General features: G+C 44.1%; 25 protein-coding genes and 1 tRNA gene. 23 read left to right on the forward strand and 3 right to left on the reverse strand.

Annotation, left to right across the window (positions count from 1 at the left end):
* Positions 1-4: 4 nt before the first annotated feature.
* Complete coding sequence (locus H7T97_RS04740) at positions 5-2,323, forward strand: HAD-IC family P-type ATPase (RefSeq protein ID WP_201089570.1); 2,319 nt, start codon at positions 5-7, stop codon at positions 2,321-2,323.
* 190 nt (positions 2,324-2,513) lie between these two features.
* Here the strand turns inward: H7T97_RS04740 and H7T97_RS04745 are convergent, their stop codons facing one another.
* Positions 2,514-2,858, reverse strand: a complete 345-nt coding sequence (locus H7T97_RS04745) for a DUF3397 family protein (RefSeq protein ID WP_201089572.1) — start codon at positions 2,856-2,858, stop codon at positions 2,514-2,516.
* 160 nt (positions 2,859-3,018) lie between these two features.
* On the opposite strand from H7T97_RS04745, the gene rplK reads away from it, so the two are divergent.
* The 7 genes from rplK (at position 3,019) to H7T97_RS04780 (ending at position 7,958) form a co-directional block, all read left to right on the forward strand.
* Complete coding sequence (rplK, locus tag H7T97_RS04750) at positions 3,019-3,444, forward strand: 50S ribosomal protein L11 (protein ID WP_003005369.1); 426 nt, start codon at positions 3,019-3,021, stop codon at positions 3,442-3,444.
* Between the two features lie 97 nt (positions 3,445-3,541).
* Positions 3,542-4,231: a 50S ribosomal protein L1 gene (rplA, locus tag H7T97_RS04755; RefSeq protein ID WP_003005355.1), complete on the forward strand. Its 690-nt coding sequence runs from the start codon at positions 3,542-3,544 to the stop codon at positions 4,229-4,231.
* A 163-nt stretch (positions 4,232-4,394) separates the two neighbouring features.
* Entirely contained in the window at positions 4,395-5,126 is a 732-nt protein-coding gene (gene pyrH / locus H7T97_RS04760; RefSeq protein WP_009731451.1) for a UMP kinase, read from the forward strand.
* Positions 5,127-5,145: 19 nt separating this feature from the next.
* Positions 5,146-5,703 (forward strand): ribosome recycling factor, encoded by a 558-nt coding sequence (frr, locus tag H7T97_RS04765; RefSeq protein ID WP_003005165.1) that lies wholly within the window; start codon positions 5,146-5,148, stop codon positions 5,701-5,703.
* Between the two features lie 99 nt (positions 5,704-5,802).
* Positions 5,803-6,657 carry an RNA-binding virulence regulatory protein CvfB gene (gene cvfB / locus H7T97_RS04770; protein ID WP_003005366.1) on the forward strand — a complete coding sequence of 285 codons (855 nt, stop codon included), beginning with the start codon at positions 5,803-5,805 and terminating at the stop codon, positions 6,655-6,657.
* A 10-nt stretch (positions 6,658-6,667) separates the two neighbouring features.
* Positions 6,668-6,883, forward strand: a complete 216-nt coding sequence (locus H7T97_RS04775) for a YozE family protein (RefSeq protein ID WP_003005127.1) — start codon at positions 6,668-6,670, stop codon at positions 6,881-6,883.
* A gap of 79 nt (positions 6,884-6,962) precedes the next feature.
* Entirely contained in the window at positions 6,963-7,958 is a 996-nt protein-coding gene (locus H7T97_RS04780; protein WP_049490841.1) for a PhoH family protein, read from the forward strand.
* Between the two features lie 47 nt (positions 7,959-8,005).
* Here H7T97_RS04780 and ald read toward each other — a convergent pair whose 3' ends face one another.
* A complete protein-coding gene (ald, locus tag H7T97_RS04785; protein ID WP_201089574.1) occupies positions 8,006-9,118 on the reverse strand; it encodes an alanine dehydrogenase in 1,113 nt (370 codons plus the stop codon).
* Between the two features lie 200 nt (positions 9,119-9,318).
* On the opposite strand from ald, the gene H7T97_RS04790 reads away from it, so the two are divergent.
* The 15 genes from H7T97_RS04790 to tehB all read left to right on the forward strand — a co-directional run bounded on the left by H7T97_RS04790 (position 9,319) and on the right by tehB (position 22,746).
* Complete coding sequence (locus H7T97_RS04790) at positions 9,319-9,888, forward strand: GNAT family N-acetyltransferase (protein WP_201089576.1); 570 nt, start codon at positions 9,319-9,321, stop codon at positions 9,886-9,888.
* 50 nt (positions 9,889-9,938) lie between these two features.
* Positions 9,939-10,011: transfer RNA gene (locus H7T97_RS04795), tRNA-Thr, on the forward strand.
* A 392-nt stretch (positions 10,012-10,403) separates the two neighbouring features.
* Complete coding sequence (gene tetA(46) / locus H7T97_RS04800) at positions 10,404-12,128, forward strand: tetracycline efflux ABC transporter Tet(46) subunit A (RefSeq protein ID WP_070845975.1); 1,725 nt, start codon at positions 10,404-10,406, stop codon at positions 12,126-12,128.
* Position 12,129: 1 nt separating this feature from the next.
* Positions 12,130-13,866 (forward strand): tetracycline efflux ABC transporter Tet(46) subunit B, encoded by a 1,737-nt coding sequence (gene tetB(46), locus H7T97_RS04805; protein WP_201089578.1) that lies wholly within the window; start codon positions 12,130-12,132, stop codon positions 13,864-13,866.
* 97 nt (positions 13,867-13,963) lie between these two features.
* Positions 13,964-14,461 (forward strand): rRNA maturation RNase YbeY, encoded by a 498-nt coding sequence (gene ybeY / locus H7T97_RS04810; RefSeq protein WP_003005431.1) that lies wholly within the window; start codon positions 13,964-13,966, stop codon positions 14,459-14,461.
* Complete coding sequence (locus H7T97_RS04815) at positions 14,442-14,840, forward strand: diacylglycerol kinase family protein (protein WP_021153635.1); 399 nt, start codon at positions 14,442-14,444, stop codon at positions 14,838-14,840. Before ybeY ends, H7T97_RS04815 begins: the two co-directional genes overlap by 20 nt.
* 29 nt (positions 14,841-14,869) lie before the next feature.
* On the forward strand, positions 14,870-15,769 hold the full coding sequence (era, locus tag H7T97_RS04820) for a GTPase Era (protein WP_003004993.1): 900 nt from the start codon (positions 14,870-14,872) through the stop codon (positions 15,767-15,769).
* A 46-nt stretch (positions 15,770-15,815) separates the two neighbouring features.
* Complete coding sequence (mutM, locus tag H7T97_RS04825) at positions 15,816-16,640, forward strand: DNA-formamidopyrimidine glycosylase (RefSeq protein WP_201089580.1); 825 nt, start codon at positions 15,816-15,818, stop codon at positions 16,638-16,640.
* Positions 16,641-17,237 carry a dephospho-CoA kinase gene (gene coaE, locus H7T97_RS04830; protein WP_201089582.1) on the forward strand — a complete coding sequence of 199 codons (597 nt, stop codon included), beginning with the start codon at positions 16,641-16,643 and terminating at the stop codon, positions 17,235-17,237.
* A gap of 16 nt (positions 17,238-17,253) precedes the next feature.
* On the forward strand, positions 17,254-18,453 hold the full coding sequence (locus H7T97_RS04835) for a multidrug efflux MFS transporter (RefSeq protein WP_311638419.1): 1,200 nt from the start codon (positions 17,254-17,256) through the stop codon (positions 18,451-18,453).
* Positions 18,443-18,592 (forward strand): 50S ribosomal protein L33, encoded by a 150-nt coding sequence (gene rpmG, locus H7T97_RS04840; protein WP_003005699.1) that lies wholly within the window; start codon positions 18,443-18,445, stop codon positions 18,590-18,592. Before H7T97_RS04835 ends, rpmG begins: the two co-directional genes overlap by 11 nt.
* A 41-nt stretch (positions 18,593-18,633) precedes the next feature.
* Positions 18,634-18,867: a preprotein translocase subunit SecG gene (secG, locus tag H7T97_RS04845; protein ID WP_003008189.1), complete on the forward strand. Its 234-nt coding sequence runs from the start codon at positions 18,634-18,636 to the stop codon at positions 18,865-18,867.
* 96 nt (positions 18,868-18,963) lie between these two features.
* The gene (rnr, locus tag H7T97_RS04850) at positions 18,964-21,324 is read left to right on the forward strand and encodes a ribonuclease R (RefSeq protein WP_201089583.1); all 2,361 of its coding nucleotides are present in this window, start codon (positions 18,964-18,966) and stop codon (positions 21,322-21,324) included.
* Entirely contained in the window at positions 21,287-21,754 is a 468-nt protein-coding gene (gene smpB, locus H7T97_RS04855; protein WP_003005443.1) for an SsrA-binding protein SmpB, read from the forward strand. The genes rnr and smpB overlap by 38 nt, the downstream gene beginning before the upstream one ends.
* Before the next feature lie 131 nt (positions 21,755-21,885).
* Positions 21,886-22,746 carry an SAM-dependent methyltransferase TehB gene (gene tehB / locus H7T97_RS04860; protein WP_045759711.1) on the forward strand — a complete coding sequence of 287 codons (861 nt, stop codon included), beginning with the start codon at positions 21,886-21,888 and terminating at the stop codon, positions 22,744-22,746.
* A 416-nt stretch (positions 22,747-23,162) separates the two neighbouring features.
* On the opposite strand, the gene H7T97_RS04865 is transcribed toward tehB, so the two are convergent.
* Positions 23,163-23,705 carry a TetR/AcrR family transcriptional regulator gene (locus H7T97_RS04865; RefSeq protein ID WP_003008179.1) on the reverse strand — a complete coding sequence of 181 codons (543 nt, stop codon included), beginning with the start codon at positions 23,703-23,705 and terminating at the stop codon, positions 23,163-23,165.
* Positions 23,706-24,120 lie beyond the last annotated feature (415 nt).

Below are 24,120 nucleotides of genomic sequence, written 5' to 3' on the forward strand. Positions count from 1 at the left end.
AACAATGGATAGATTAGAAGGACTCAGTCAGGAAGAAGTAGCGGAAAAGATCCAAGAGGGCAAGCAAAATAAGGTCACAATCAAGACAGAAAAAAGCCTAGGACAGATCATTCGAGACAATGTCTTTACCTACTTTAATCTGATATTTTTGATTTTGGCTATTTTGCTGGTAGCAGTGAAATCTTGGAACAATCTCTTGTTTGTCCCGATTGTCGTGGTCAACTCCTTAGTTGGTATTGTGCAGGAAGTCCGCTCTAGACGGATCTTGCGTCAGATGCAATTTCTACACATGAGTGAGGCGATCGCTCTTCGCGAAGGCAAAGAAGTCGCTCTACCTATCGATCAGCTGGTGGAGGGTGATCTGGTTCTCTTTCAAGCTGGAGATCAGATCTATGCGGATGGGGTCTTGCTGGAGGGCGAGCTAAAAGTCGATGAATCGCAATTGACAGGTGAAGCTGATGAGGTCAAAAAAGGAGCGCAAGATGCGCTCATGTCAGGTAGCTTTGTGATTGCTGGTCAAGGACTGGCACGATTGGAAAAAGTGGGGAATGACTCCTACATCAACCAATTGAGCTTGGAAGCCAAGCAGGTCAAGTCCCATGAGGAGTCTGATATGGTTCATGCAGTTAACCGCATCGTAGGGATCATTGGTCTCCTTATCATTCCGCTAGGTTCCCTCCTTTTTCTTCGTAGCTATATCAGCCTAGGCGATAGCCTAAAGCTCAGTGTGACTTCAACAGTCGGAGCCTTGATCGGGATGATTCCAGAAGGTTTGTACCTCTTGATGACCTTGGCACTGGCTCTTGGTGCTGTCAGATTGGCCAAGGAAAAGGTTCTGCTCAATAGCATGAAGGGGATTGAGACATTATCGCGCGTGGATGTCCTTTGTGTCGATAAGACAGGGACCATTACAGAGCCTGGTATGGAAGTGACAGAGATTCGTCCAGTTAAAGACGCTCAAGACTTGGAAGCTCTAGCTCAGTATGTAGAAGCTAGTATGGATCAAAACGATACCATGGATGCGATCCGAAAATTCCACAAGACGCCAGTCAGCCGTCCTTGGAAGACTCTTGAAATACTGCCCTTTACGTCCAAGAAAAAGTATGGGGCCATTGCCTTTGAATCGGGGATCTATGTATTAGGCGCTCCAGAATTTGTTTTACGAGAGAGCTTCTCTGAGCTTGAAAAAGAGATCGCCCCTGCTACTCAGGCAGGCCATCGGGTCTTGGCCTTTGGAAAATATAGGGGAGAAGACCTTAGAGAGACGTTAGAGGCTCCTGTAGATTTGGTAGCCTGGATTATTCTCTCCAATCCTTTGAGAAAAAATGCCAAAGAAACCTTCGCCTACTTTAAAGAACAAGGTGTAACCATTAAGGTCATTTCAGGGGACAACCCTGCTACCGTCTCAGCTATTGCACAAAAAGCAGGAATTGAAGGAGCAGAGGATCTAATCGATGCCAGAACTTTACTGACGGAAGAAGACATGCACCAGGCAGCGAGCCAGTATACAGTCTTTGGTCGGGTGACCCCAGAGCAAAAGAAAAGCCTTGTAGAAGGCTTGCAGGCAAAGGGGCATAAAGTAGCTATGACCGGAGATGGCGTCAATGATATTCTGGCCCTCAAAACAGCGGATTGTAGTATTGCGATGGAATCTGGAAATGATGCGACCAAAAAGATGGCGCAAGTGGTCTTACTGGATTCTGACTTTGGGAAGATGCCGTCTATCGTGGCAGAAGGTCGTCGTGTGGTCAATAACATTCAACGATCAGCTAGTCTCTTTTTGATCAAGAATATCTTCTCCATTCTGTTGGCTATCTCAGTGACGCTCTTAGCCTTTACCTATCCCATCATGCCGTCGCAGATGTCTTTGATCAGTGGATTTACGATTGGGATTCCAGGATTCTTTCTAGCGCTCGAGACCAATAGCGAGCGCATCAAGGGGCGCTTTATTGAAACGGTCTTTAAAAATGCGCTACCTGCTGCCTTGACGGATTTTATACTGATATTCAGTCTGGTATTGCTCTCTTCAACATTTGGCATGAGGTCAGAAGAGCTCTCGAGTGTAGCCATCTGCTTGATGGCCTTCGTCGGTTTTACCATCATCTACCAAGAATCCCAGCCTCTCAATCACTACAAGAGACTGGTTCTCCTAGGAAATATCCTAGCTTTTCTGGTTTCAAGTAGTATCTTAGGAAAATTCTTCAACATGAGCCCCTTGAGGCTTCAAACGCTGCTTATCTGCGCCATCATGGCGGTTCTTGCTCTCATATTGATTCAAGTCTTCAAGAAACTAGTGGGCTGGTTCTTTCATCGGAAGAAATAAAAGAAAGAGAGTGGGACAGAAATCGGTCATTCGTTAGAATTCGATTTCGTCGTCCCACCTCCACACAGTTGAGTAGGGCTGTAAAAGCTGATGAAATCAGCGTAGTAGAGCCCACTCAACCACTGCGTCTTGCTCGACAATCCAAAAACAATTAAGAGGCTAGGACTTTTGTCCCAGCCTCTTTTTGGCATTAGATAAACAAACTAGCGGTTAGGATCAGATAGAGCAAGAAGGTGACTAGAAATCCAGCGCGCCAGAAGTATTTGATAAATTTAGGGTAATAAAAACACTTTTTCTTTTTTAAGAAATAAATCGTTAGCCCCAAGGCTAAAAGCGAAAGGCTTAAAGCTAGTAGCGGTAAGAGGCTGTGATAAAAGGCGCTGTCTGAGATCAGGTAGTACTCCAAGGCAAATAAAGGAAAGGCAATATCAGTGGATCGCCATCCTCTTTTTTGGAGTTTAAAGAGGTGAATGATGATGCCGCTCAGAATCAGCGTTAAAAAAATAAATAATACAGAAGCAACTTTGATTAACATAGCTTCATTCTATCATAAAACGAAAAAAAAGTTTACTATATTTTAATTTTTTCTTGCAAAAAAAGAGAAATCGTGTATAATAGAAAGGTATGCACAAAGCATACTTGTGGGAGGTAAAAATCTGTAATTACCGCCAAAACCACAAAGGAGGATTTAAGAAATGGCTAAAAAAGTCGAAAAACTTGTAAAATTGCAAATCCCTGCTGGTAAAGCTACTCCAGCTCCACCGGTTGGTCCAGCGCTTGGTCAAGCAGGTATCAACATCATGGGATTCACTAAAGAGTTTAACGCTCGTACAGCTGATCAAGCTGGTATGATCATCCCAGTTGTTATCACTGTTTATGAAGACAAATCATTCGATTTCGTTACAAAAACACCACCAGCTGCTGTTCTTTTGAAAAAAGCTGCAGGTGTTGAAAAAGGTTCAGGTACACCGAACAAAACAAAAGTTGCAACTGTAACTCGTGCACAAGTACAACAAATCGCTGAAACTAAGATGCCAGATTTGAACGCTGCAAACATTGAGTCTGCAATGCGTATGATCGAAGGTACTGCTCGTTCTATGGGATTCACTGTTACTGACTAATTGTAACAATCCTATTTGCCCGCAATACACTTGATCAAATGACGAGTGACGTGGGAGATGAAAATCGATATGACCACATTACAAGGAGAAAGATAAAATGGCTAAAAAAAGCAAACAACTTCGTGCTGCTCTTGAAAAAATCGACAGCACAAAAGTCTACAGCGTAGAAGAAGCTGTAGCTCTTGCAAAAGAAACTAACTTTGCAAAATTTGACGCAACTGTAGAAGTTGCATACAACTTGAACATCGACGTGAAAAAAGCTGACCAACAAATCCGTGGTGCAATGGTATTGCCAAACGGAACTGGTAAAACAGCTCGCGTTCTTGTATTTGCACGTGGTGCAAAAGCTGAAGAAGCAAAAGCTGCTGGTGCAGACTTCGTAGGTGAAGATGACCTTGTTGCGAAAATCAACGATGGTTGGTTGGACTTCGACGTAGTTATCGCTACACCTGACATGATGGCTCTTGTTGGACGTCTTGGACGTGTCCTTGGACCTCGTAACTTGATGCCAAACCCTAAAACTGGTACAGTAACAATGGATGTTGCGAAAGCAGTTGAAGAGTCTAAAGGTGGTAAAATCACTTACCGTGCTGATAAAGCAGGTATCGTTCAAGCGATCATCGGTAAAGTTTCATTCGATGATACTAAATTGGTTGAAAACTTTAAAGCTTTCAACGACACAATCCAAAAAGCAAAACCAGCTACAGCTAAAGGTACTTACGTAACTAGCTTGACTTTGACTACAACTCAAGGTCCTGGTATCAAAGTGGATGTTAACTCACTTTAATAAAAATGAAAAGCTGCCTTTGGGTAGCTTTTTTTGTACGCCATTTTTATTTGCTACAGTTGGTAAAACCAATCGGATGGAAAAAAGAAAATTTTGATGGATATGACTATATAAAAAACGTAATTTATGGTAAAATAATACAGATCAAAAAAGGAGAGAGAAAATGGTAGAACCTAAGTATAAACGTATCTTAATCAAGCTATCTGGTGAAGCCCTTGCTGGCGAACGTGGTGTCGGAATCGATATCAAAACTGTCCAAAAAATGGCCCAAGAAATCAAGGAAGTTCACGAACTTGGAATTGAAATTGCCTTGGTTATCGGTGGTGGAAACCTTTGGCGTGGAGAACCTGCTGCTGAAGCGGGGATGGATCGTGTCCAAGCAGACTACACAGGCATGCTCGGTACTGTCATGAACGCCCTTGTGATGGCTGATTCGCTTCAACAAGTTGGCGTGGATACCCGTGTTCAAACAGCGATTGCCATGCAACAAGTTGCAGAACCTTATATCCGTGGTCGTGCCCTTCGTCACCTTGAAAAAGATCGGATCGTGATCTTTGGTGCAGGGATCGGTTCTCCATACTTCTCAACAGATACGACTGCAGCCCTTCGTGCAGCTGAGATTGAAGCAGATGCCATCCTCATGGCCAAAAATGGGGTGGATGGTGTTTACAATGCTGATCCGAAAAAAGATGCTTCAGCTGTGAAATTTGAGGAATTGACCCACCGTGATGTGATCAACAAAGGTCTTCGCATCATGGACTCAACAGCCTCTACTCTCTCCATGGACAACGACATTGACTTGGTTGTCTTTAATATGAATGAACCAGGCAATATCAAACGAGTTGTCTTTGGTGAAAATATCGGTACAACCGTATCGAATAACGTAGAAAAATAATAGAAAATAGAGGAAGATTATGGCAAACCCAATCGTAGAAAAAGCAAAAGAAAGAATGACCCAGTCTCACCAAAGTTTGGGACGTGAATTTGGTAGCATCCGTGCTGGACGTGCAAATGCAAGTCTTTTGGATCGTATTTTCGTAGAATACTACGGAGTAGAGACTCCTTTGAACCAATTGGCATCTATCACGATTCCAGAAGCGCGTGTCTTGTTGATCACACCATTTGATAAATCATCTTTGAAAGACATCGAGCACAGCATCAATGCTTCTGACCTTGGCATCACTCCAGCCAACGATGGATCTGTTATCCGCTTGGTCATCCCAGCTTTGACAGAAGAAACTCGTCGTGACTTGGCAAAAGAAGTGAAAAAAGTGGGTGAAAATGCTAAAGTAGCGATCCGTAACATCCGTCGTGATGCTATGGATGAAGCGAAGAAACAAGAAAAAGCAAAAGAAATCACAGAAGATGAATTGAAAGGTCTTGAAAAAGAGATTCAAAAAGTTACGGATGACGCTGTTAAGCATGTAGATGAAATGACAGCTCACAAAGAAAAAGAATTGATGGAAGTTTAATCCATCCCAACCATTACAGGAAAGAAAGACTCAGTTGGCACTGCTGGCTGGGTTTTATTTCCATTATTCTTGTGAAGAGGCAAGAGGAAAGAAGGAAACATGAATACGAATCTAGCAAGCTACATCATGGGAATGGTCATTGATGAAAATGATCACTTCTATTTTGTTCAAAAAGATGGTCAGACCTACGCGCTTGATAAAGCAGAAGGCCCCCATCAAGTCGGAGAAAGTGTCAAGGGCTTTGCCTATACGGATATGAAGCAAAAGCTCCGACTCACGACACTTGAAGTCACTGCAACTCAAGAAAGCTTTGGCTGGGGAACGGTCACGGAAGTGCGCAAGGATTTGGGAGTCTTTGTGGACACAGGGCTTCCAGATAAGCAGATTGTTGTCTCACTAGATATCCTACCGGAGATCAAAGATCTATGGCCTAAAAAGGGCGATCGTCTCTATATTCGTTTAGAAGTCGATAAGAAAGATCGGATTTGGGGGATCTTAGCCTACCAGGAAGATTTCCAGCGTTTGGCTCGTCCAGCCTACAACAATATGCAAAACCAAAACTGGCCAGCCATTGTCTACCGCTTGAAATTGTCTGGAACCTTTGTTTACCTTCCAGAGAACAATATGCTGGGCTTTATCCACCCAAGTGAGCGCTATGCAGAACCTCGTTTGGGAGAGGTCTTAAATGCTCGTGTTATTGGTTTTCGTGAGGTGGACCGGACCTTGAATCTATCTTTGAAGCCACGCTCCTTTGAGATGTTGGAAAACGATGCTCAAATGATTTTGACCTATTTGGAAGCCAATGGAGGCTTTATGACCCTGAATGATAAGTCCTCTCCAGAAGAGATCAAGGCAACTTTTGGGATTTCAAAAGGTCAGTTCAAAAAGGCTTTGGGTGGTTTGATGAAGGCCAAAAAAATCAAGCAAGACCAATTTGGAACAGAGTTGATCTAAGAGGAGGCTTATGCGAAAATCGTTTTATACTTGGCTGATGACGGAGCGCAATCCTAAAAGCAATGCTCCTAAGGCCATTCTAGCAGATCTTGCATTTCACGAGTCTGCTTTTCCCAAGCATACAGATGACTTCGACGAGGTCAGTCGCTATCTAGAAGAGCATGCCAGCTTTTCCTTTAATCTTGGCGATTTTGATGCGATTTGGGAAGAATACCAAGCCCACTAGAGAAGGATAGGTCGAGGATGGTTTTTTCTCGGCCTCTTTGTTATAATAATAGAAAAATACAGGTAGAGAGGTTCTTTATTTGCAAGAACATTCAGTTGAAATTACATTAACGCATCCAGACGATCTCTTTCATTTGTTTGGATCTAACGAACGCCATCTCCGTTTGATGGAGCAAGAATTTGGGGTAACTATTCATGCCCGGACAGAAATCGTCCAAATCATTGGGGAAGAAGAAACCTGCGAGCAGGTTCGTCAAGTCATCCAGGCTCTTTTGGTCCTCGTTAACCGTGGTATGACCATTGGTACGCCAGATGTGGTGACCGCCATTACCATGGTGAGAAATGGGGAATTGGATAAGTTCATCGCTCTCTATGAAGAAGAGATTATTAAGGATAGTTACGGCAAGCCCATTCGGGTTAAAACGCTTGGTCAAAAGATCTATGTCGATAGTGTCAAGAACCATGATGTCACTTTTGGGATTGGACCAGCGGGGACTGGGAAAACCTTCCTAGCAGTGACTTTGGCCGTGACTGCCCTCAAGCGTGGTCAGGTCAAGCGGATCATTTTGACCCGTCCTGCTGTAGAAGCTGGAGAGAGCCTTGGTTTCCTACCAGGGGATCTTAAAGAAAAAGTAGACCCTTATCTACGTCCGGTCTATGATGCTCTTTACCAGATTTTAGGGAAAGACCAAACCACTCGGATGATGGAGCGGGAGATTATCGAGATTGCGCCTTTGGCTTATATGCGGGGGCGGACCTTGGACGATGCCTTTGTCATCCTCGATGAAGCGCAAAATACCACCATCATGCAGATGAAGATGTTTTTGACCCGTCTTGGTTTTAACTCTAAGATGATTGTCAATGGAGATACCAGCCAGATCGACCTTCCGCGAAATGTCAAATCCGGCTTGATTGATGCCCAGGAGAAATTGAAGAACATTTCTCAAATTGACTTTGTGCATTTCTCTGCCAAGGATGTTGTTCGCCATCCTGTAGTAGCAGAAATTATCCGGGCCTACGAGCCCATCCCAAATCCAGTCCTCAAAGAAAAACCGGATGTGGAAGAAGAAGAATAAAAGAAAAGGCAAAGATCATCAGATCTTTGCCTTTTTTATGTTAGAAATTAAACCAATTCATCAATTGGTGAGAAGTCACGCTCTAAACCGGTAGCAACGGGTTGGCTAGTGATGTGACCTTGGTAAGTGGTGACCCCTTCTCGCAAGCCTTCGTCGAGGGCAATGGCCTTGTGGAAGCCATTGTCAGCTAGGGATTCGACATAAGGAAGGGTCACATTGGTAAGGGCGATAGTAGAGGTACGAGCGACAGCCCCTGGGATATTGGCAACGGCATAGTGGAGCACGCCATGTTTTTCGTAAACTGGCTCCGTATGTGTTGTCACACGGTCTGCTGTTTCGATAACGCCACCTTGGTCAACGGCTACGTCGACGATGACAGAACCTGGACGCATTTGTTTAACCATATCGTCTGTCACTAATTTAGGAGCTTTAGCACCAGGAATCAAGACAGCCCCAATGACAACATCAGCATCACGGACACTGGCTTCAATATTAAATGGATTAGACATGAGGGTTTGGATTTGGTGACCGAAGACATCTTCCAGAACGGACAAACGTTTGGCACTGATATCCAAGATGGTAACTTGTGCACCGAGTCCAAGAGCGATACGGGCCGCATGGGTTCCAACGACCCCACCACCGATGATGGTGACTTTCCCTTTAGGAACACCAGGTACACCACCTAGGAGGACGCCTGATCCTCCTTCTTGTTTGGTCAAGAAGTGAGCCCCGATTTGCACCGCCATGCGTCCAGCAACCTCACTCATTGGTACCAAGAGTGGCAATTGTCCATCTAGGTCCCGTACAGTTTCATAGGCTACCCCAGTTGTCTTAGCCGCGACCATAGCATCTGCTAATTCAGGAGCTGCAGCCATGTGCAAGTAAGTGAAGAGCAAGAGGTCTTCACGAAGGAAGCCATATTCTTCGGCAAGAGGTTCTTTCACTTTAACCACTAATTCAGCTGCCCAAGCTTCTGCAGCAGTAGCAACGATAGTTGCCCCTTGTTTAACGTAATCTTCATCTGCAAAGCCAGAACCGAGTCCGGCATTGGTTTCCACCAAAACTTGGTGACCTTTGCCTACCAAGCTGTGTACCCCTGCAGGTGTCAAACCAACACGATTTTCGTTGTTTTTAATTTCTTTAGGAATACCAATAAGCATTCTTGCCTCCTTGCTCAGATTTAGGTGTAAAAAGGCCATTGGTGTAAGATTGCTCTCTTGACTCAATGACCTTTTCACTCCTTATCCGATTGTTTTGATTGATTTTATTGTATAGAAAAGTGGGTTAAAAAGCAAGAAAAATTTGAGCTTGCCTTACTTTATGTTATTTGCTAAACTAATTCCTAAAGAAGGAGTGTCAAATGGAAAATTTATATGTGAAGTTAGCGGCTTATCGTGAAGTGGAGACAGAGCGTTTGCACTTGCGTCCGGTCACTCTTGATGATGCACCAGCTATGTTTGAGTATGCTTCTGATGAGACAGTTACGCGCTATACCTTTGCAACCAATCATAGTCTTGAAGAGACGCGTAATAATATTGCCCTCTTTTACCTAGCGAGCCCACTTGGAAAATGGGGGATCGAGCTCAAAGAAAATGGAAAATTTATCGGGACGATTGATTTACTGGATTTGGATCTTTGTCTGAAGAAGGGGAGTATCGGCTATGTTCTGAATAAAGACTATTGGAACCAGGGTCTTGCGACAGAGGCTACCAAGGCAGTCATTGCCCTGGCTTTTGAACAATTAGGGATGAACAAGCTCATTGCTGTTCATGATCAGGACAACCCAGCTTCTGGACGGGTGATGGCCAAATCAGGGATGAAATATTCTCACGAGGAGCCCTACGCGATGCTAGACTTGCATAAAGAAGGGAGAATGGTGACGAGAGTTCATTATGTCCTCACTAAGGAAGAATATTTGGCAGAAAAATGAGTCAGGATATTGACAAAAGACCTATCTCCATGATATAGTAGATAGGTACTGCTGGTTTAGCTCAGTCGGTAGAGCGCATCCATGGTAAGGATGAGGTCGCCGGTTCAATCCCGGCAACTAGCATAGCAGAAGAGAGAAGCTTAGAGAGGATCTAGGCTTCTTTTTTTGCGAGTCCATCTTCAAAAGTCCGCTTTTTTCAACAATTTTCAAAAAAACGTTGACAAGCAAGGAAATACGTGGTAAAGTTAGAACAACAAAGAGAAAGGAGAAAACCATCATGAACAAAGTAGATGTTTTGATGACACAATTGAATACACACCTTCTCCAATCTCAGTTGAGTTCGATGTAAACTATAAATGGAACCCAAGATGGAGGAGTTTGTCTTGGGTTTTTTGTATGCATTTTTACCTGCCTTAACTGAATTGGTGATAGGCATCAGAAGGCCCAAGTGTGGACTGAGACTGCTCTCAGCTCCTTGCTTGGGTTTTTCTGTGCCATTTTGAAAAGGAGAATATATGATCAGAGCTATTTGGGAGTATATCAGGGAGCGCAAGTGGCGATATGTGAAGATCGCTATGGTCCTGATTCTTTATGATTACACCTTATTGATCCCGACGCAAGTCATCCAGCGTTTAGTGGATCATTTGAGTCAGCAGACGCTGACACAGTCCAATTTTGTATGGGATATGGTCCTCTTGGTAGGATCAGCCATCCTCAATTACCTGACGGCTTTTTATTGGCAGTTGCGACTTTTTCAGTCGTCAGTCCATTTCAAGGCGACCCTTCAGGGACAAGCGTTTCGTAAGTTAGTAGCTATGCGGCGTCCCTTTTTTGAGAAATTCCGTTCAGGAGATCTCTTGACGCGCTTTACGACAGATGTGGATGGGATGGCCGATATGGCTGGTTACGGGATGATGGTGCTCCTGTTTGGCGGTGGCTTGTTTGCCTTTATTATTCCGACCATGTTTTTCATTTCTTGGCAATTAACCTTGATTTCCTTTATTCCCATGATCTTCCTCGTCGTCTCTACCTATTTTTTGAGTAGAAAGCAGGAGGAGTATGTTGAGCAAAACCGGGAAGCGGTCGCTCAGTTGAATGATGAAGTCTTGGAGTCCATCGAAGGAATTCGGGTCATGCGGGCCTATAGTAGACGGGACCAGCAGGTCAAACAGTTTCAGAAAAAAACGGCCAGTCTATCCAAAACGGGGGATAAAATTGCCTCTATCCAGTATTCTTTTGGACCTTTAGCCCTGTTGTTTATTGGATTCTCGACGGTCTTGCTCCTGCTATTTGGAGGCCAGTCCCTGGCAAGCGGGCAGTTGAGCCTTGGTAAGTTATTGGCTTTACAGCTGTATTTGGTCTTTTTAATTGAGCCTATGTGGATGATGGCGGACCTGATCTTGGTCTACCAGACAGGTCAAATGTCCTATAAAAAATTAAAAGAAGTGATTGATGAGACAGATGATCTGGAGCCAGATGGTCCTCACTACTTAGAGCAGATTGATTTGGTGCAGTTTAAGGACTATTCTTTCAGCTATCCTGGTGCTGAGCGAAAGAGCCTGTCAGGCATTGATTGGACCATTCAGAAAGGACAGACGGTTGGAATTGTTGGTCGTACCGGTGCAGGAAAGACTACCCTGGTTCGACAATTCTTGCGGCAGTACCCAGTTGGTGAGGGAGAATTCTTGGTCAACCAGCAACCGATCGTGGATTACAACCGACACTCCATCGAAGAAAAAATTGGCTATGTTTCCCAAGAACATATTTTATTCTCCAAGTCTATCCGTGAGAATATAGCGCTTGGTAAAAAAGGAGCCAGCCAAGAAGACTTGGTGGAAGCAGTAGCCCAAGCTGCTTTTGCGGATGATCTCGAACGGATGTCTCAGGGAATGGACACCCTGATCGGTGAGAAAGGGGTCTCTGTATCAGGTGGTCAAAAACAACGGATCTCCCTGGCGCGTGCATTCTTAAGAGATGCTGAGCTCTTGCTGTTAGATGATTCCCTTTCGGCAGTAGATGCTAAGACTGAACAGGCCATTATTGACACGATTCAAAAGGAACGAAAAGACAAGACGACCATCATTGTTTCTCATCGCTTGTCTGCTGTTCATCAGGCGGATTGGATCATCGTCTTGGATCAAGGTCGTATTGTAGAAGAAGGTAGGGCTAGTGATTTATTAGCTCAAGAGGGCTGGTATTATGAACAATACCAACGGCAACAAAAACAGGAAGGAGAATAAGATGAAAGTATTGAAACGATTATTATCGAGGATCACGCTTTATCCAACTGTCTTTCTTGCTGGCTTTATTTGCCTCTTACTAGCCACCATTTTTTCTGAATTGTCACCCTTTCTTCTCCAAAAGATGATCGATGGGCCTTTGACCGCACTGACCCACGGTGGCGGACAAGGGGACTTGCTTCAGATGGGAAGATTCTATCTCTTGGTCTTGAGCCTGGGGCAGCTGATTAGCTACATGGGCAATCGGATCTTACTGCATGGAAGTAATCAAGTAACCGCTAGTCTGAGAGACCAAGCCTTTCAAGTCATGCAAGGACTGCCTATTTCTTATTTTGATGATAAGCCGGCTGGGAAGATCGCGACAAGAATTGTCAATGATACGGAGACCTTGCGGACCCAGTTTTATAACTCTTGTATGATTTTAGTCATCTACTTGGTGCGTTTCCTCTTTATCCTAGGGATTCTCTTTTACCTGAGTCCTATGATGGGCCTTCTCTTGTGTTTGGTCTTTCCGATTTTCTATGGGATCCAGTATCTCTACAAGGTCATTACGGACCAGCCTATGAAGGATTTCTTTGATGCGCGAAGCGAGGTCAATACCCAGGTCAATGAACTCTTGCATGGTGCCAGTATGATTCAACTCTATCATCAAGAGCCTGGTGTGGTGGATGAGTTTGAAGCCACTACTCAGAAGATGTTAGGAGCCAATGATCGAATCCTCTTAGCCGATTCTATTGCTTCTTGGACCTTGACAGAATTGCTCAAGTTTTTAGTGATTGCAGGCATTTTGACTATCGCTGGGATTTCTTTCCTACAGGGTAATATCGGTGTGACGGCTGGTTTCTTATTTATCAATATTAACTATGTGATTAATCTATTTGATCTCATGGCCAATCTTAGTCGTCAATTCCCAAATATTCGGCGATCCTTAGAAACGGGGAGCCGCGTCCTTGCTTTCTTAGACCAACCGTTAGAGGCTGATGGTGCATTGGAACTGAAGATAGAAAAGGCAGAAGTCGTGTTTGACGACGTTCAATTTGCCTATGAAGAAGGCAAGCCAGTTCTGCGGGATATTGCCTTTCAAGCAAGTCCTGGGCAAACCGTCGCTCTTGTGGGTCATACTGGATCGGGTAAGTCTTCGATTATGAACCTGCTCTATCGTTTTTATGATCCTCAAGAAGGAGCGATTTTGATCGATGGTCAAGATATTCGCCAAGTCTCTCGTGAGAGCCTACGAAGCTATATGGGGATTGTCCTGCAGGATCCTTATCTATTTACAGGAACCATTGCTAGTAATGTGGCCATGAGTCAGGATCACATTGATCGGGATGCGGTCAAAGATGCCTTGAAAAAAGTCGGAGCTTGGCCCTTTGTAGAGCGCCTTGAAAAGGGAATCGACCATCCAGTCGTAGAAAAAGGATCCGCCTTTTCAAGTGGCGAGCGCCAATTGATTTCCTTTGCGCGGACGCTCTATATGAATCCGCAAATTCTGATTTTGGATGAGGCTACCTCTCACATCGATACGGAAACAGAAGAAATCATCCAACAAGCTATGGCAGTCCTGCAAAAGGGCCGGACCACCTTTATCATTGCCCATCGCTTGTCCACTATCCAAGATGCGGATCAGATCTTAGTCTTATCCGAAGGACGCATTGTGGAACGTGGTAGACATGAAGAACTGGTTGCACAAGGCGGGATCTATGCCCAGATGAATGCCATCCAGCAAACAGTTGTGTAAGATTGTCCTGCAAAGAAAAAGATTGAAAACCAGCCTGTATCTAGTATATAGGCTGGTTTTTGTGATATAATAAAGTGATAATAGTGAGGTGATCCAGATGTATATTGAAATGGTAGATGAGACTGGTCAAGTCTCTGACGAAATCTTAAAACAAACGCAAGAAATTTTAGAATTTGCTGCTCAAAAAATTGGGAAAGAAGACAAGGAAATGGCTGTGACTTTTGTAACCAATGAACGCAGTCATGAACTAAATCTTGAATACCGTGATACGGATCGTCCGACGGATGTCATCAGTTTAGAATACAAGCCAGAGATGGAGATTTCTTTTGATGAGGAAGACCTTGCAGAAAATCCAGAATTGGCAGAGATGATGGCTGAATTCGATACCTATATTGGTGAGCTCTTTATTTCAATTGACAAAGCGCGTGAGCAAGCCGAAGAATATGGCCACAGCTTTGAGCGCGAAATGGGATTTTTAGCAGTGCATGGTTTTCTTCACATCAATGGCTATGATCACTATACGCCGGAGGAAGAAAAGGAAATGTTTGGCTTACAGGAAGAGATTTTGACAGCCTATGGACTCACAAGACAATAAGCGAAAATGGAAAAATCGGGACTTCACTTCAAGCCTGGAGTTTGCGATAACAGGAATTTTTACTTCGATCAAGGAAGAGCGCAATATGCGCAAGCATGCCTTATCAGCCCTTGCAGCAATTCTTGCTGGTTTGGTGTTTAGGATTTCTGCGACAGAGTGGCTCTTTTTATTGCTCAGTATCACCTTGGTGATTGCTTTTGAAATTATGAATTCAGCCATTGAAAATGTGGTGGATTTAGCGAGTAACTACCATTTCTCCATGTTGGCAAAGAATGCCAAAGACATGGCGGCTGGAGCAGTCCTTGTCGTATCAGGTTTTGCCCTACTAACAGGACTGGTGATTTTTGTGCCCAAATTCTGGGCCTTGGTATTTGGATAAGAGGGAGTATGCCCTCGTGAAAGGATAATATGACATTTAAATCAGGTTTTGTAGCCATTTTAGGACGTCCCAATGTTGGGAAGTCAACTTTTTTGAACCACGTCATGGGGCAAAAAATTGCCATCATGAGTGACAAAGCGCAGACAACGCGCAATAAGATTATGGGGATTTATACGACGGATAAGGAACAGATCGTCTTTATCGATACCCCAGGGATTCACAAACCCAAGACAGCGCTTGGAGACTTCATGGTGGAGTCGGCCTATAGTACCCTTCGAGAAGTGGATACCGTTCTCTTTATGGTGCCAGCAGATGAGCCACGTGGGAAGGGCGATGACATGATCATCGAGCGCCTCAAGGCTGCTAAGGTGCCGGTTATTCTGGTGGTCAACAAGATCGACAAGGTGCACCCTGACCAACTCTTGGCGCAAATCGATGACTTCCGTAGTCAGATGGATTTCAAGGAAATCGTGCCGATTTCAGCCCTTCAAGGAAACAATGTTTCGCGTTTGATTGATATTTTAAGTGAAAACTTAGAAGAAGGTTTTCAATATTTCCCTGCTGACCAAATCACTGACCACCCAGAGCGCTTCTTGGTCTCTGAAATGATCCGTGAAAAGGTCTTGCACTTGACGCGGGAAGAAATTCCCCACTCTGTTGCCGTAGTGGTGGATTCTATGAAGCGGGATGAAGAGACAGATAAAGTCCATATCCGAGCAACCATCATGGTCGAGCGCGATAGCCAAAAAGGGATTGTCATCGGAAAAGGCGGCGCCATGCTCAAGAAGATCGGAACCCTTGCACGCAAGGATATCGAACTCATGCTGGGGGATAAGGTCTTCCTAGAAACTTGGGTTAAGGTCAAGAAAAATTGGCGGGATAAGAAATTAGACCTAGCTGATTTCGGATACAACGAAAAAGAATATTAAGAAGAGGTGGGCAGAAGGCCTGCTTCTTGTTTTTGAAAGGAGTTCTATGCCTGAATTACCAGAAGTAGAGACGGTTCGACGCGGTCTTGAGAAATTAATTCTTGGGAAAACCATCCAGTCCGTGGAAGTAAAGTATCCAAAGATGATTCAGACGGATCTGGATACTTTTCGTCAAGATCTTCCAGGTCAAGAAATTCGGGCCATGGGGCGCCGTGGGAAATACCTTTTATTTTATCTGACGGATCTGGTCCTCATCTCGCATTTGCGGATGGAAGGCAAGTATTTCTTTTATCCAGACGAGGTTCCTCTTCGCAAGCATGCCCATGTCTTCTTTCATTTTACAGATGGTAGCACTCTGGTCTATGAAGATGTCCGCAAGTTTGGGACCATGGAAGTCCTCATACCTGAGCTTGTCGACAGCTATTTTTTGGCGAAAAAAATTGGTCCAGAGCCGACGGAAGTGGATTTTAAAGAACCAGCCTTCCAAGCATCTCTTAAAAAATCAAAGAAACCCATTAAATCAGCTCTTTTAGACCAAAAATTAGTGGCTGGTCTGGGCAATATCTATGTGGATGAGGTCCTTTATCGAGCCAAGGTTCATCCAGCCCGTTTGGGTCAAAGCTTGACTGCTAGAGAAGTTAAAGCAATCCGCAAAGAAACGATTGCTGTGCTTGCTCAAGCTGTTGAAAAGGGTGGCTCCACCATTCGCTCCTACAGCAATGCTTTTGGAGAAGATGGCACCATGCAGGAAGAACACCAGGTCTATGGGAAAACAGGCCAGCCTTGTTTGCGTTGCGGGACACCGATTGAGAAAATCCAGCTGGGGGGACGCGGAACCCATTTTTGCCCCCACTGCCAAAAGGAGAACTAGATGGCAAGAATCATCGGATTAACAGGAGGGATTGCTTCAGGAAAGTCCACTGTCACCTCCTATTTGAAAGAAAAAGGGTATTCTGTCATTGATGCTGATCGAGTGGTCCATGACTTGCAGGCACCAGGAGGAGCTCTCTACCGTGTCTTAGTAGATCATTTTGGGAGAGAGATCCTTACCAAAGAAGGAGAGCTGGACCGCGTCGCGTTGGGTCAGCGGATCTTTTCAAATCCTAGTGAAAGAAACTGGTCCAATCGCGTCCAAGGAAGGCTTATTCGTGAGGCTCTAGCTGAGGTAAGAGACAGACAAGCTGCACAATCCGATCTCTTTTTTATGGATATTCCTCTCTTAATCGAGCAAGGCTATGAAGATTGGTTTGAATCTGTCTGGTTGGTAGCTGTATCAAAAGAAACCCAGCTCAAGCGCCTGATGGAACGCAACCACTTATCAGAACTGCAGGCCCAAGAACGCATCGCGTCTCAAATGCCGCTAGATGAAAAAAGAGCCCATGCAGATCTGGTCTTAGACAATAATGGCGATCTAACGGCCCTCTATGCCCAATTAGATGCAGCCCTAAAACAATTAGAAAGAAGATGATTTTATCACAAGAGAAATCAATTGGCGTAAAAATCTATATATTGCCTGGATCGGGTGCTTTTTCATCGGAGCCAGCCTTTCTTTAGTCGTTCCTTTTATGGCCCTCTTTGTGGAAGAGTTGGGTGTTACGGGCAAGGCTGTTCCCTTTTATGCTGGGATAGCCGTCGCGAGTTCTTCTGTGACCTCTGCGATCATGTCTCCCATCTGGGGGAGCTTAGCCGACCGCTATGGTCGAAAACCCATGATGCTTAGAGCCTCCATTGCCATGACGCTGACCATGGGCGGCATTGCCTTTGTCCCGTCGGTCTTTTGGCTCTTGGTCCTACGCTTGCTCAATGGGGTCTTTTCAGGCTTTGTCCCTAATAGTACAGCCTTGATTGCCAGCCAAGTTCCCAAGGACCAATCCGGCTATGCCCTAGGGACCTTGTCGACCGGTGTCGTAGCTGGAACCTTGATGGGACCTTTGATTGGGGGACTCATTGCTGAAAATCTGGGAATGCGCAATGTCTTTCTCTTGGTCGGCTTCTTCTTATTTTTGGTTTCCCTCTTAACCTTCTGGGGCATTGAGGAAGACTATGAGCCCCTTCCAAAAGAAGAACAAAAATCCAGCTGGGAGTTGCTCATGTCCATTCAGCAAAAAGATATCCTCTTGGGCCTCTTTTTGACCAGTATGACCATTCAAATGATCGCCCAATCTATTTCTCCGATCCTACCTCTTTATGTGCGGGCTTTGGGACAAAGAGATAACCTGATCTTTGTATCGGGGATGATTGTTTCGGCTATGGGAGTCTCTAGTATGCTCTTTTCAGGTTGGATGGGAAAACTCGGAGACCGAATCGGGAATCACCGGCTCTTATTAATCGCCCTTCTTTATAGTGGCTGTCTCTATATCCTTTGTGCCCAAGCGCAATCACCCCTTCAATTAGGGATTTTACGCTTCCTCTTTGGGATCGGGACAGGAGCCCTACTACCTGGAGTTTCTGCATTATTGAATCGTTTAACCCCTCCTGAAGGGATTTCTCGGATCTTTAGCTACAACCAGCTCTTTTATTACTTAGGTGGTGTATTAGGGCCAATGATGGGATCGAGTATTTTCATGCATTTTGGCTATCATTGGGTATTTTACGGTACAGCCCTTTTGGCTTTTACCGATTTGATGTTCCTCTTGTTCTTATTTAGAAAGTATTTGAAAGTGAGAGACGTACGTGCGAATTAAAGTTCAATTGACCTGCACCAGCTGTGGGAGTCAGAATTATTTGACCAGTAAAAATACCAAAACCCATCCCGAAAAGATCGAGGTCTTGAAGTATTGTCCCAAGGAAAGAAAAGTAACCTTACATATTGAATCAAAATGATTTTCATGGTATAATAGTGAAGATTTTAAGGAGTTTTGAATATGAGCGGAGCATTAACAACTATTTTACTAGTATTATCAGTATTGATTATTATCGCAATTTTTATGCAACCAACAAAAAACCAATCGAGCAACGTCTTTGACGCAAGTTCAAATGACTTGTTTGAACGTTCAAAAGCGCGCGGGTTTGAAGCCGTGATGCAGCGTTTAACAGCTATTATGATCTTCTTTTGGTTATTGATCGCGATGATCTTAATGGTACTTTCTAGTAGATAAGATAGGCTCAGACAATGTCTTTGCCTATTTTTATTTTGTAAAACAAAGACACAAGTAGATAGAAAAAAGGAGGCTGGATAACCAGCAAATAAATCAATGAAAACAAGTATTAAAGAATATTTACAAGAGCATGACAAGGCCCAGATCAATGATCTGGCAGCAGCTCTAGGAAAAGAAGGGTCTAAGGATTTCCGTGACTTGGTCAAAACCATCTCGCTGATGGAACGCCGTCATGAGTTGAAATTCGAAGATGATGGCTCTCTTCGTTTGGCTCAAAAGAAGGCCCCAGCCATTACGCTCAAGGGGATCTTTCATGCCCATAAGAATGGCTTTGGCTTTGTCAGTTTAGAAGGTGAAGAAGAGGACCTCTTTGTTGGCCGAAATGATGTTAACCACGCTATCGATGGGGACACCGTTGAGATCGTCATTACCAAGGTAGCAGACCGAAACAAGGGAACGGCAGCAGAAGCCAAAATTATTGATGTTCTGGAGCATAGCATCAAAACGGTGGTTGGACAAATCGTTCTGGATGAGGAAAAACCTAAATATGCCGGCTACATTCGTTCGAAAAATCAAAAGATCAGCCAGTTGATCTATGTGAAGAAGCCAGCCATCCAATTGGAAGGGACCGAAATCCTCAAGGTCGAAATAGATCAATACCCGAGCCGCAAGCACAATTATTTTGTGGCAACCGTGCGGGATGTGGTCGGTCATGTAACAGATCCAGGAATCGATGTCTTGGAAGTGTTAGAATCCATGGACATTGTCTCAGAATTTCCAGAAGAAGTGCTGAAAGAGGCTGAACAGGTTCCAGATGCACCGTCTAAAAAGGATTTAGAGGGGCGATTGGATCTGCGAGAGGAGATTACCTTTACGATTGATGGGGCAGATGCCAAAGACTTGGACGATGCGGTCCATATCAAGCTACTCAAGAACGGCAACTTTGAGCTGGGTGTTCACATCGCAGATGTTTCTTATTACGTTAAGGAAGGTTCAGCACTCGACAAGGAAGCTCTAAATCGGGCGACTTCTGTCTATGTGACCGACCGAGTTGTACCCATGTTGCCAGAGCGTCTCTCCAATGGGATCTGTTCTTTGAATCCGAATGTGGACCGCCTGACCCAGTCTGCCATCATGGAGATTGATCCACATGGCAAGGTCGTCAAGCATACCATTACCCAAACAGTGATCAATACAACCTTCCGAATGACCTATAGCGACGTCAATGATATCTTAGCAGGCGACGAAGAAAAGGCTCAAACCTTTAAGAAAATTGTCCCAAGTATTCATCAAATGGCCACCTTGCATGGTATTTTAGAGAGCATGCGGATTCGTCGCGGAGCCCTCAATTTTGATACCAATGAAGCTAAAATTCTGGTCAATAAAGAAGGAAAACCGGTCGATATTGTCCTTCGCCAAAGAGGAATTGCCGAGCGGATGATCGAGTCCTTTATGCTGATTGCCAATGAAACAGTGGCGGAGCACTTTACGCGACTGAAACTGCCGTTCATCTACCGGATCCACGAAGATCCAAAAGCAGAAAAAGTACAGAAGTTTATCGATTATGCTTCTAGCTTTGGGATCCAGATCTACGGAACGGCTAGTGAGATGAGCCAAGAAGCCCTGCAAGAAATTATGCGCAAGGTAGAAGGAGAACCGTATGCAGATGTCCTTTCAATGATGTTGTTGCGCTCGATGCAACAGGCTCGCTACTCAGAACACAACCATGGCCACTATGGGCTTGCTGCTGAGTATTATACCCACTTTACCAGTCCCATCCGTCGGTATCCGGACCTGATGGTTCATCGAATGGTGCGCGAATACGGGAAATCTCAAGAAATGGCTGAACACTTTGAACAAGTCCTTCCAGACATTGCCAGCCAATCCTCTAGTCGGGAACGCCGAGCTATTGATGCGGAGCGCGAAGTAGAAGCCATGAAGAAGGCTGAATACATGGAAGACTTTGTTGGGGAAGAGTATGATGCCGTGGTTTCCAGTGTGGTAAAATTTGGCCTCTTTGTGGAGTTGCCAAATACGGTTGAAGGCTTGATCCATATTACCAATCTCCCTGAATTCTACTATTTTAATGAACGGGATCTAACCCTTCGCGGAGAAAAATCAGGAGTGACCTTCCGTGTCGGTCAGCAAATCCGGATCAAGGTAGAAAGAGCCGACAAGATGACAGGAGAGATTGATTTCTCTTATATTCCAAGTGAATGGGATGTCGTCGAAAAAGGTCTCAAGTCTAAAGGACGTGACCGAGATGGCAATCGTAGAGATCGCAGACGCAAGGACAAAAAAGTTTCTAAGGGATCAACCGCTAGAAAAGATGACAAGCGGAAAGATTCTTCCTCTAAATCCAAAAAGAAAAAAGGGAAGAAACCATTTTACAAGGAAGTAGCAAAGAAAGGAGCCAAACATGGCAAAGGGCGAAGGAAAGGTAGTCGCGCAAAATAAAAAGGCGAGACATGACTACACCATCGTGGATACGATTGAAGCAGGGATGGTGCTGACGGGGACAGAGATCAAAAGTGTCCGTGCGGCACGCATTAACTTGAAAGATGGCTTTGCACAAGTAAAAAATGGCGAAGTTTGGCTTAGCAATGTCCACATTGCCCCTTATGAGGAAGGGAATATCTGGAACCAAGACCCAGACCGTCGTCGCAAGCTCCTTCTTCATAAAAAGCAAATCCAAAAGCTGGACCAAGACACCAAAGGGACCGGAATGACCTTGGTGCCTTTGAAGGTCTATCTCAAGGACGGCTATGCCAAATTGCTTTTGGGACTCGCTAAAGGGAAACATGATTATGACAAGCGTGAATCCATCAAGCGTCGGGAACAAAACCGGGACATCGCACGGGTCATGAAACAATACAATACACGTTAAACTAAAAAGGCAGTTCTGAAACAAGTTTCAGAACTGTCTTTTTTCTTGGAGATGGGCTCTCCTTTTTCCAACTTGTAAAAAGGAATTTTTTTCTGTATGATAAGGGTACAGAAAGAAAAAGGAGAAGCAGCATGACACAAAAATTGATTGCTTACAAGCGCATGCCTATCTGGACCAAGGATACCATGCCAGAAGCTCTTCAAAGAAAGCACAATACCAAGGTAGGAACCTGGGGGAAGATTACGGTTCTAAAAGGTCAGTTACGATTTATTGAATTGACCGAAGAGGGGGAAGAAATTGCGAGCCACCTCTTTGAAGCAGGAGCAGAGAACCCCATGGCCGAGCCCCAGGCCTGGCATCGTGTCGAAGCGGCGACTGACGATGTGGAGTGGTACCTAGAATTTTACTGTGAGCCAAAAGACTATTTCCCCAAAAAATACAACACCAATCCTGTCCATTCAGAAGTGCTAGAAGCAGTGGGAATTGTCCCAGCTGGAAAGGCGCTGGATCTAGGATGCGGGCAAGGCCGCAACGCCCTCTTTTTGGCCCAACATGGCTTTGACGTGACAGCAGTGGATCAAAATGAACTGGCTCTTGAGATCTTACAAAGTATTGTCGCTGAGGAAGATCTAGAGATGCCAGTGGGACTCTATGATATCAATGCTGCAGCTCTTACCCAAAACTATGACTTCATCATATCGACTGTGGTCCTCATGTTTTTAGAGGCTGATCGGATTCCAGCGATTATCCGCAATATGCAAGAGCATACCAATCCAGGTGGTTACAATCTCATTGTCTGTGCTATGGATACGGAAGATTATCCTTGCCAGATGCCCTTCTCGTTCACCTTTAAAGAAGGAGAATTGGCGGAGTATTACAAGGATTGGGAATTGGTCAAATACAATGAAAATCCTGGCCATCTCCATCGTCGAGATGAGAATGGCCATCGGATTCAACTTCGATTTGCAACCATGTTGGCAAAGAAAAAATAAAGAAAAAGCAGGATGTTAAGATCCTGCCTTCAGATTGAAGACAAAGTCATATAAAAAACTTTCCTTAGGTGAGTACGGACGTCAGCGAACTTCTTCGAAGTTCCAAGACTTAGTTTTGAGCCTAGGGTCTCAAAACTCCCGAGTGCCTGAAATGTTATTGTTTCAGGCACTTTTCTCACAGCGGAAAGTTTCGGTATTTTCTTGAATCGATTTAAAAATTGGAACTCATTTTTATTTTTTTTTGCAAAATCGCTTAACTTATTTTACTTTAAAGTAATTTGTCTACATTCTAAAAGTAGGATGTTAGGATCCTGCCTTTTTGCTTTCTACAAACAAGTTGGACAAGGTGATCTGAATGTTGTTTATTTGCCAAAAAGAAAAACCTTCTCCATAAAGGAAGGAAAAGGTTGGGGAATTTAGTTCCAGTTAGCAAAGTCGCAGACGCTAAGAATGATCGTCCCGATTTCGATTGGCTCTTCCTTGGCACCAGATTCTAACCAGGTCACAATCACAGATTCGATTGTAGCGATGAAAATTTCTAGCCCATACTTGTATGGAACTTGAAAGTCTGAAATGATGTGTTCTTTCGCATGGGGAGTATCGTCTAATGCATGGAGGGTAAAACTTCTTATTAGTTTACGGAAGTCTGAGCAGCAGGATTGGGACAATGCATAAATAAAATCATAATTCTCTTTAATAGCAGTCAAGACATTGAGAAAGTTTACCTTGACAGGGCTTCCTTCAACGAAGAGGCTATCCAATTCTTGCATCATGTCCATTTTCATTTGCTCAAACATATCGTATTTATCGACATAGTGCAAGTAGAAGGTCCCGCGGTTAATCCCAGCGGTTTCAGTTAATTGTCGAATAGTGATGCTTTCAAAAGGTTGTTGCAAGAGGAGTTTTGAGAGCGCATTTCGTAAGTCTGACTTGGTTGTTGTTTGTCTTTGGCGTACCATATGTTCCTTTCTGTAGTTGTATAAATTTATTCTTATTTATTTGACGTTAAAATAATTTATAGGTTAAATAATTTCACGACACTAACAAAGAGCATTATACTCCAAAAGAATAAATTAGACAACAATTCTCATTTTTGTACAGATAACGAAAAGTGTACAAAAATTTTATAAGTTTATGAATGACGGGCACTGGCAAGATTTTGTGAAAACCTCACAACAATTAGTGATTTAAAATAATTCCCTCCTAAAAAAATGGTCAGGAAATTTTTAGGAAATGGAGGAACAAGATGGAAAAGAGAGTGTAATAAATAAAAAGAGGCTGGGACAAAAGTCCTAGTCTCTCAATTATTTTTGGATTGTCGAGCAAGACGCAGTGGTTGAGTGGGCTCTACTACGCTGATTTCATCAGCTTTTA

The sequence above is a fragment of the Streptococcus parasanguinis genome, assembly GCF_016648925.1.
Classification (GTDB): domain Bacteria; phylum Bacillota; class Bacilli; order Lactobacillales; family Streptococcaceae; genus Streptococcus.

Excerpts from the sequence above, each read along its gene's own strand:
- H7T97_RS04740 (WP_201089570.1), top strand. The coding sequence starts at position 5 with ATGGATAGATTAGAAGGACTCAGTCAGGAAGAAGTAGCGGAAAAGATC.
- coaE (WP_201089582.1), top strand. The coding sequence starts at position 16,641 with ATGGCAAGAATCATCGGATTAACAGGAGGGATTGCTTCAGGAAAGTCC.
- H7T97_RS04745 (WP_201089572.1), bottom strand. The coding sequence starts at position 2,858 with ATGTTAATCAAAGTTGCTTCTGTATTATTTATTTTTTTAACGCTGATT.
- H7T97_RS04815 (WP_021153635.1), top strand. The coding sequence starts at position 14,442 with ATGGACTCACAAGACAATAAGCGAAAATGGAAAAATCGGGACTTCACT.
- frr (WP_003005165.1), top strand. The coding sequence starts at position 5,146 with ATGGCAAACCCAATCGTAGAAAAAGCAAAAGAAAGAATGACCCAGTCT.
- smpB (WP_003005443.1), top strand. The coding sequence starts at position 21,287 with ATGGCAAAGGGCGAAGGAAAGGTAGTCGCGCAAAATAAAAAGGCGAGA.
- rnr (WP_201089583.1), top strand. The coding sequence starts at position 18,964 with ATGAAAACAAGTATTAAAGAATATTTACAAGAGCATGACAAGGCCCAG.
- mutM (WP_201089580.1), top strand. The coding sequence starts at position 15,816 with ATGCCTGAATTACCAGAAGTAGAGACGGTTCGACGCGGTCTTGAGAAA.
- secG (WP_003008189.1), top strand. The coding sequence starts at position 18,634 with ATGAGCGGAGCATTAACAACTATTTTACTAGTATTATCAGTATTGATT.
- ybeY (WP_003005431.1), top strand. The coding sequence starts at position 13,964 with ATGTATATTGAAATGGTAGATGAGACTGGTCAAGTCTCTGACGAAATC.
- H7T97_RS04865 (WP_003008179.1), bottom strand. The coding sequence starts at position 23,705 with ATGGTACGCCAAAGACAAACAACAACCAAGTCAGACTTACGAAATGCG.
- cvfB (WP_003005366.1), top strand. The coding sequence starts at position 5,803 with ATGAATACGAATCTAGCAAGCTACATCATGGGAATGGTCATTGATGAA.
- H7T97_RS04790 (WP_201089576.1), top strand. The coding sequence starts at position 9,319 with ATGGAAAATTTATATGTGAAGTTAGCGGCTTATCGTGAAGTGGAGACA.
- ald (WP_201089574.1), bottom strand. The coding sequence starts at position 9,118 with ATGCTTATTGGTATTCCTAAAGAAATTAAAAACAACGAAAATCGTGTT.
- pyrH (WP_009731451.1), top strand. The coding sequence starts at position 4,395 with ATGGTAGAACCTAAGTATAAACGTATCTTAATCAAGCTATCTGGTGAA.
- tehB (WP_045759711.1), top strand. The coding sequence starts at position 21,886 with ATGACACAAAAATTGATTGCTTACAAGCGCATGCCTATCTGGACCAAG.
- H7T97_RS04775 (WP_003005127.1), top strand. The coding sequence starts at position 6,668 with ATGCGAAAATCGTTTTATACTTGGCTGATGACGGAGCGCAATCCTAAA.
- rplA (WP_003005355.1), top strand. The coding sequence starts at position 3,542 with ATGGCTAAAAAAAGCAAACAACTTCGTGCTGCTCTTGAAAAAATCGAC.
- rplK (WP_003005369.1), top strand. The coding sequence starts at position 3,019 with ATGGCTAAAAAAGTCGAAAAACTTGTAAAATTGCAAATCCCTGCTGGT.
- era (WP_003004993.1), top strand. The coding sequence starts at position 14,870 with ATGACATTTAAATCAGGTTTTGTAGCCATTTTAGGACGTCCCAATGTT.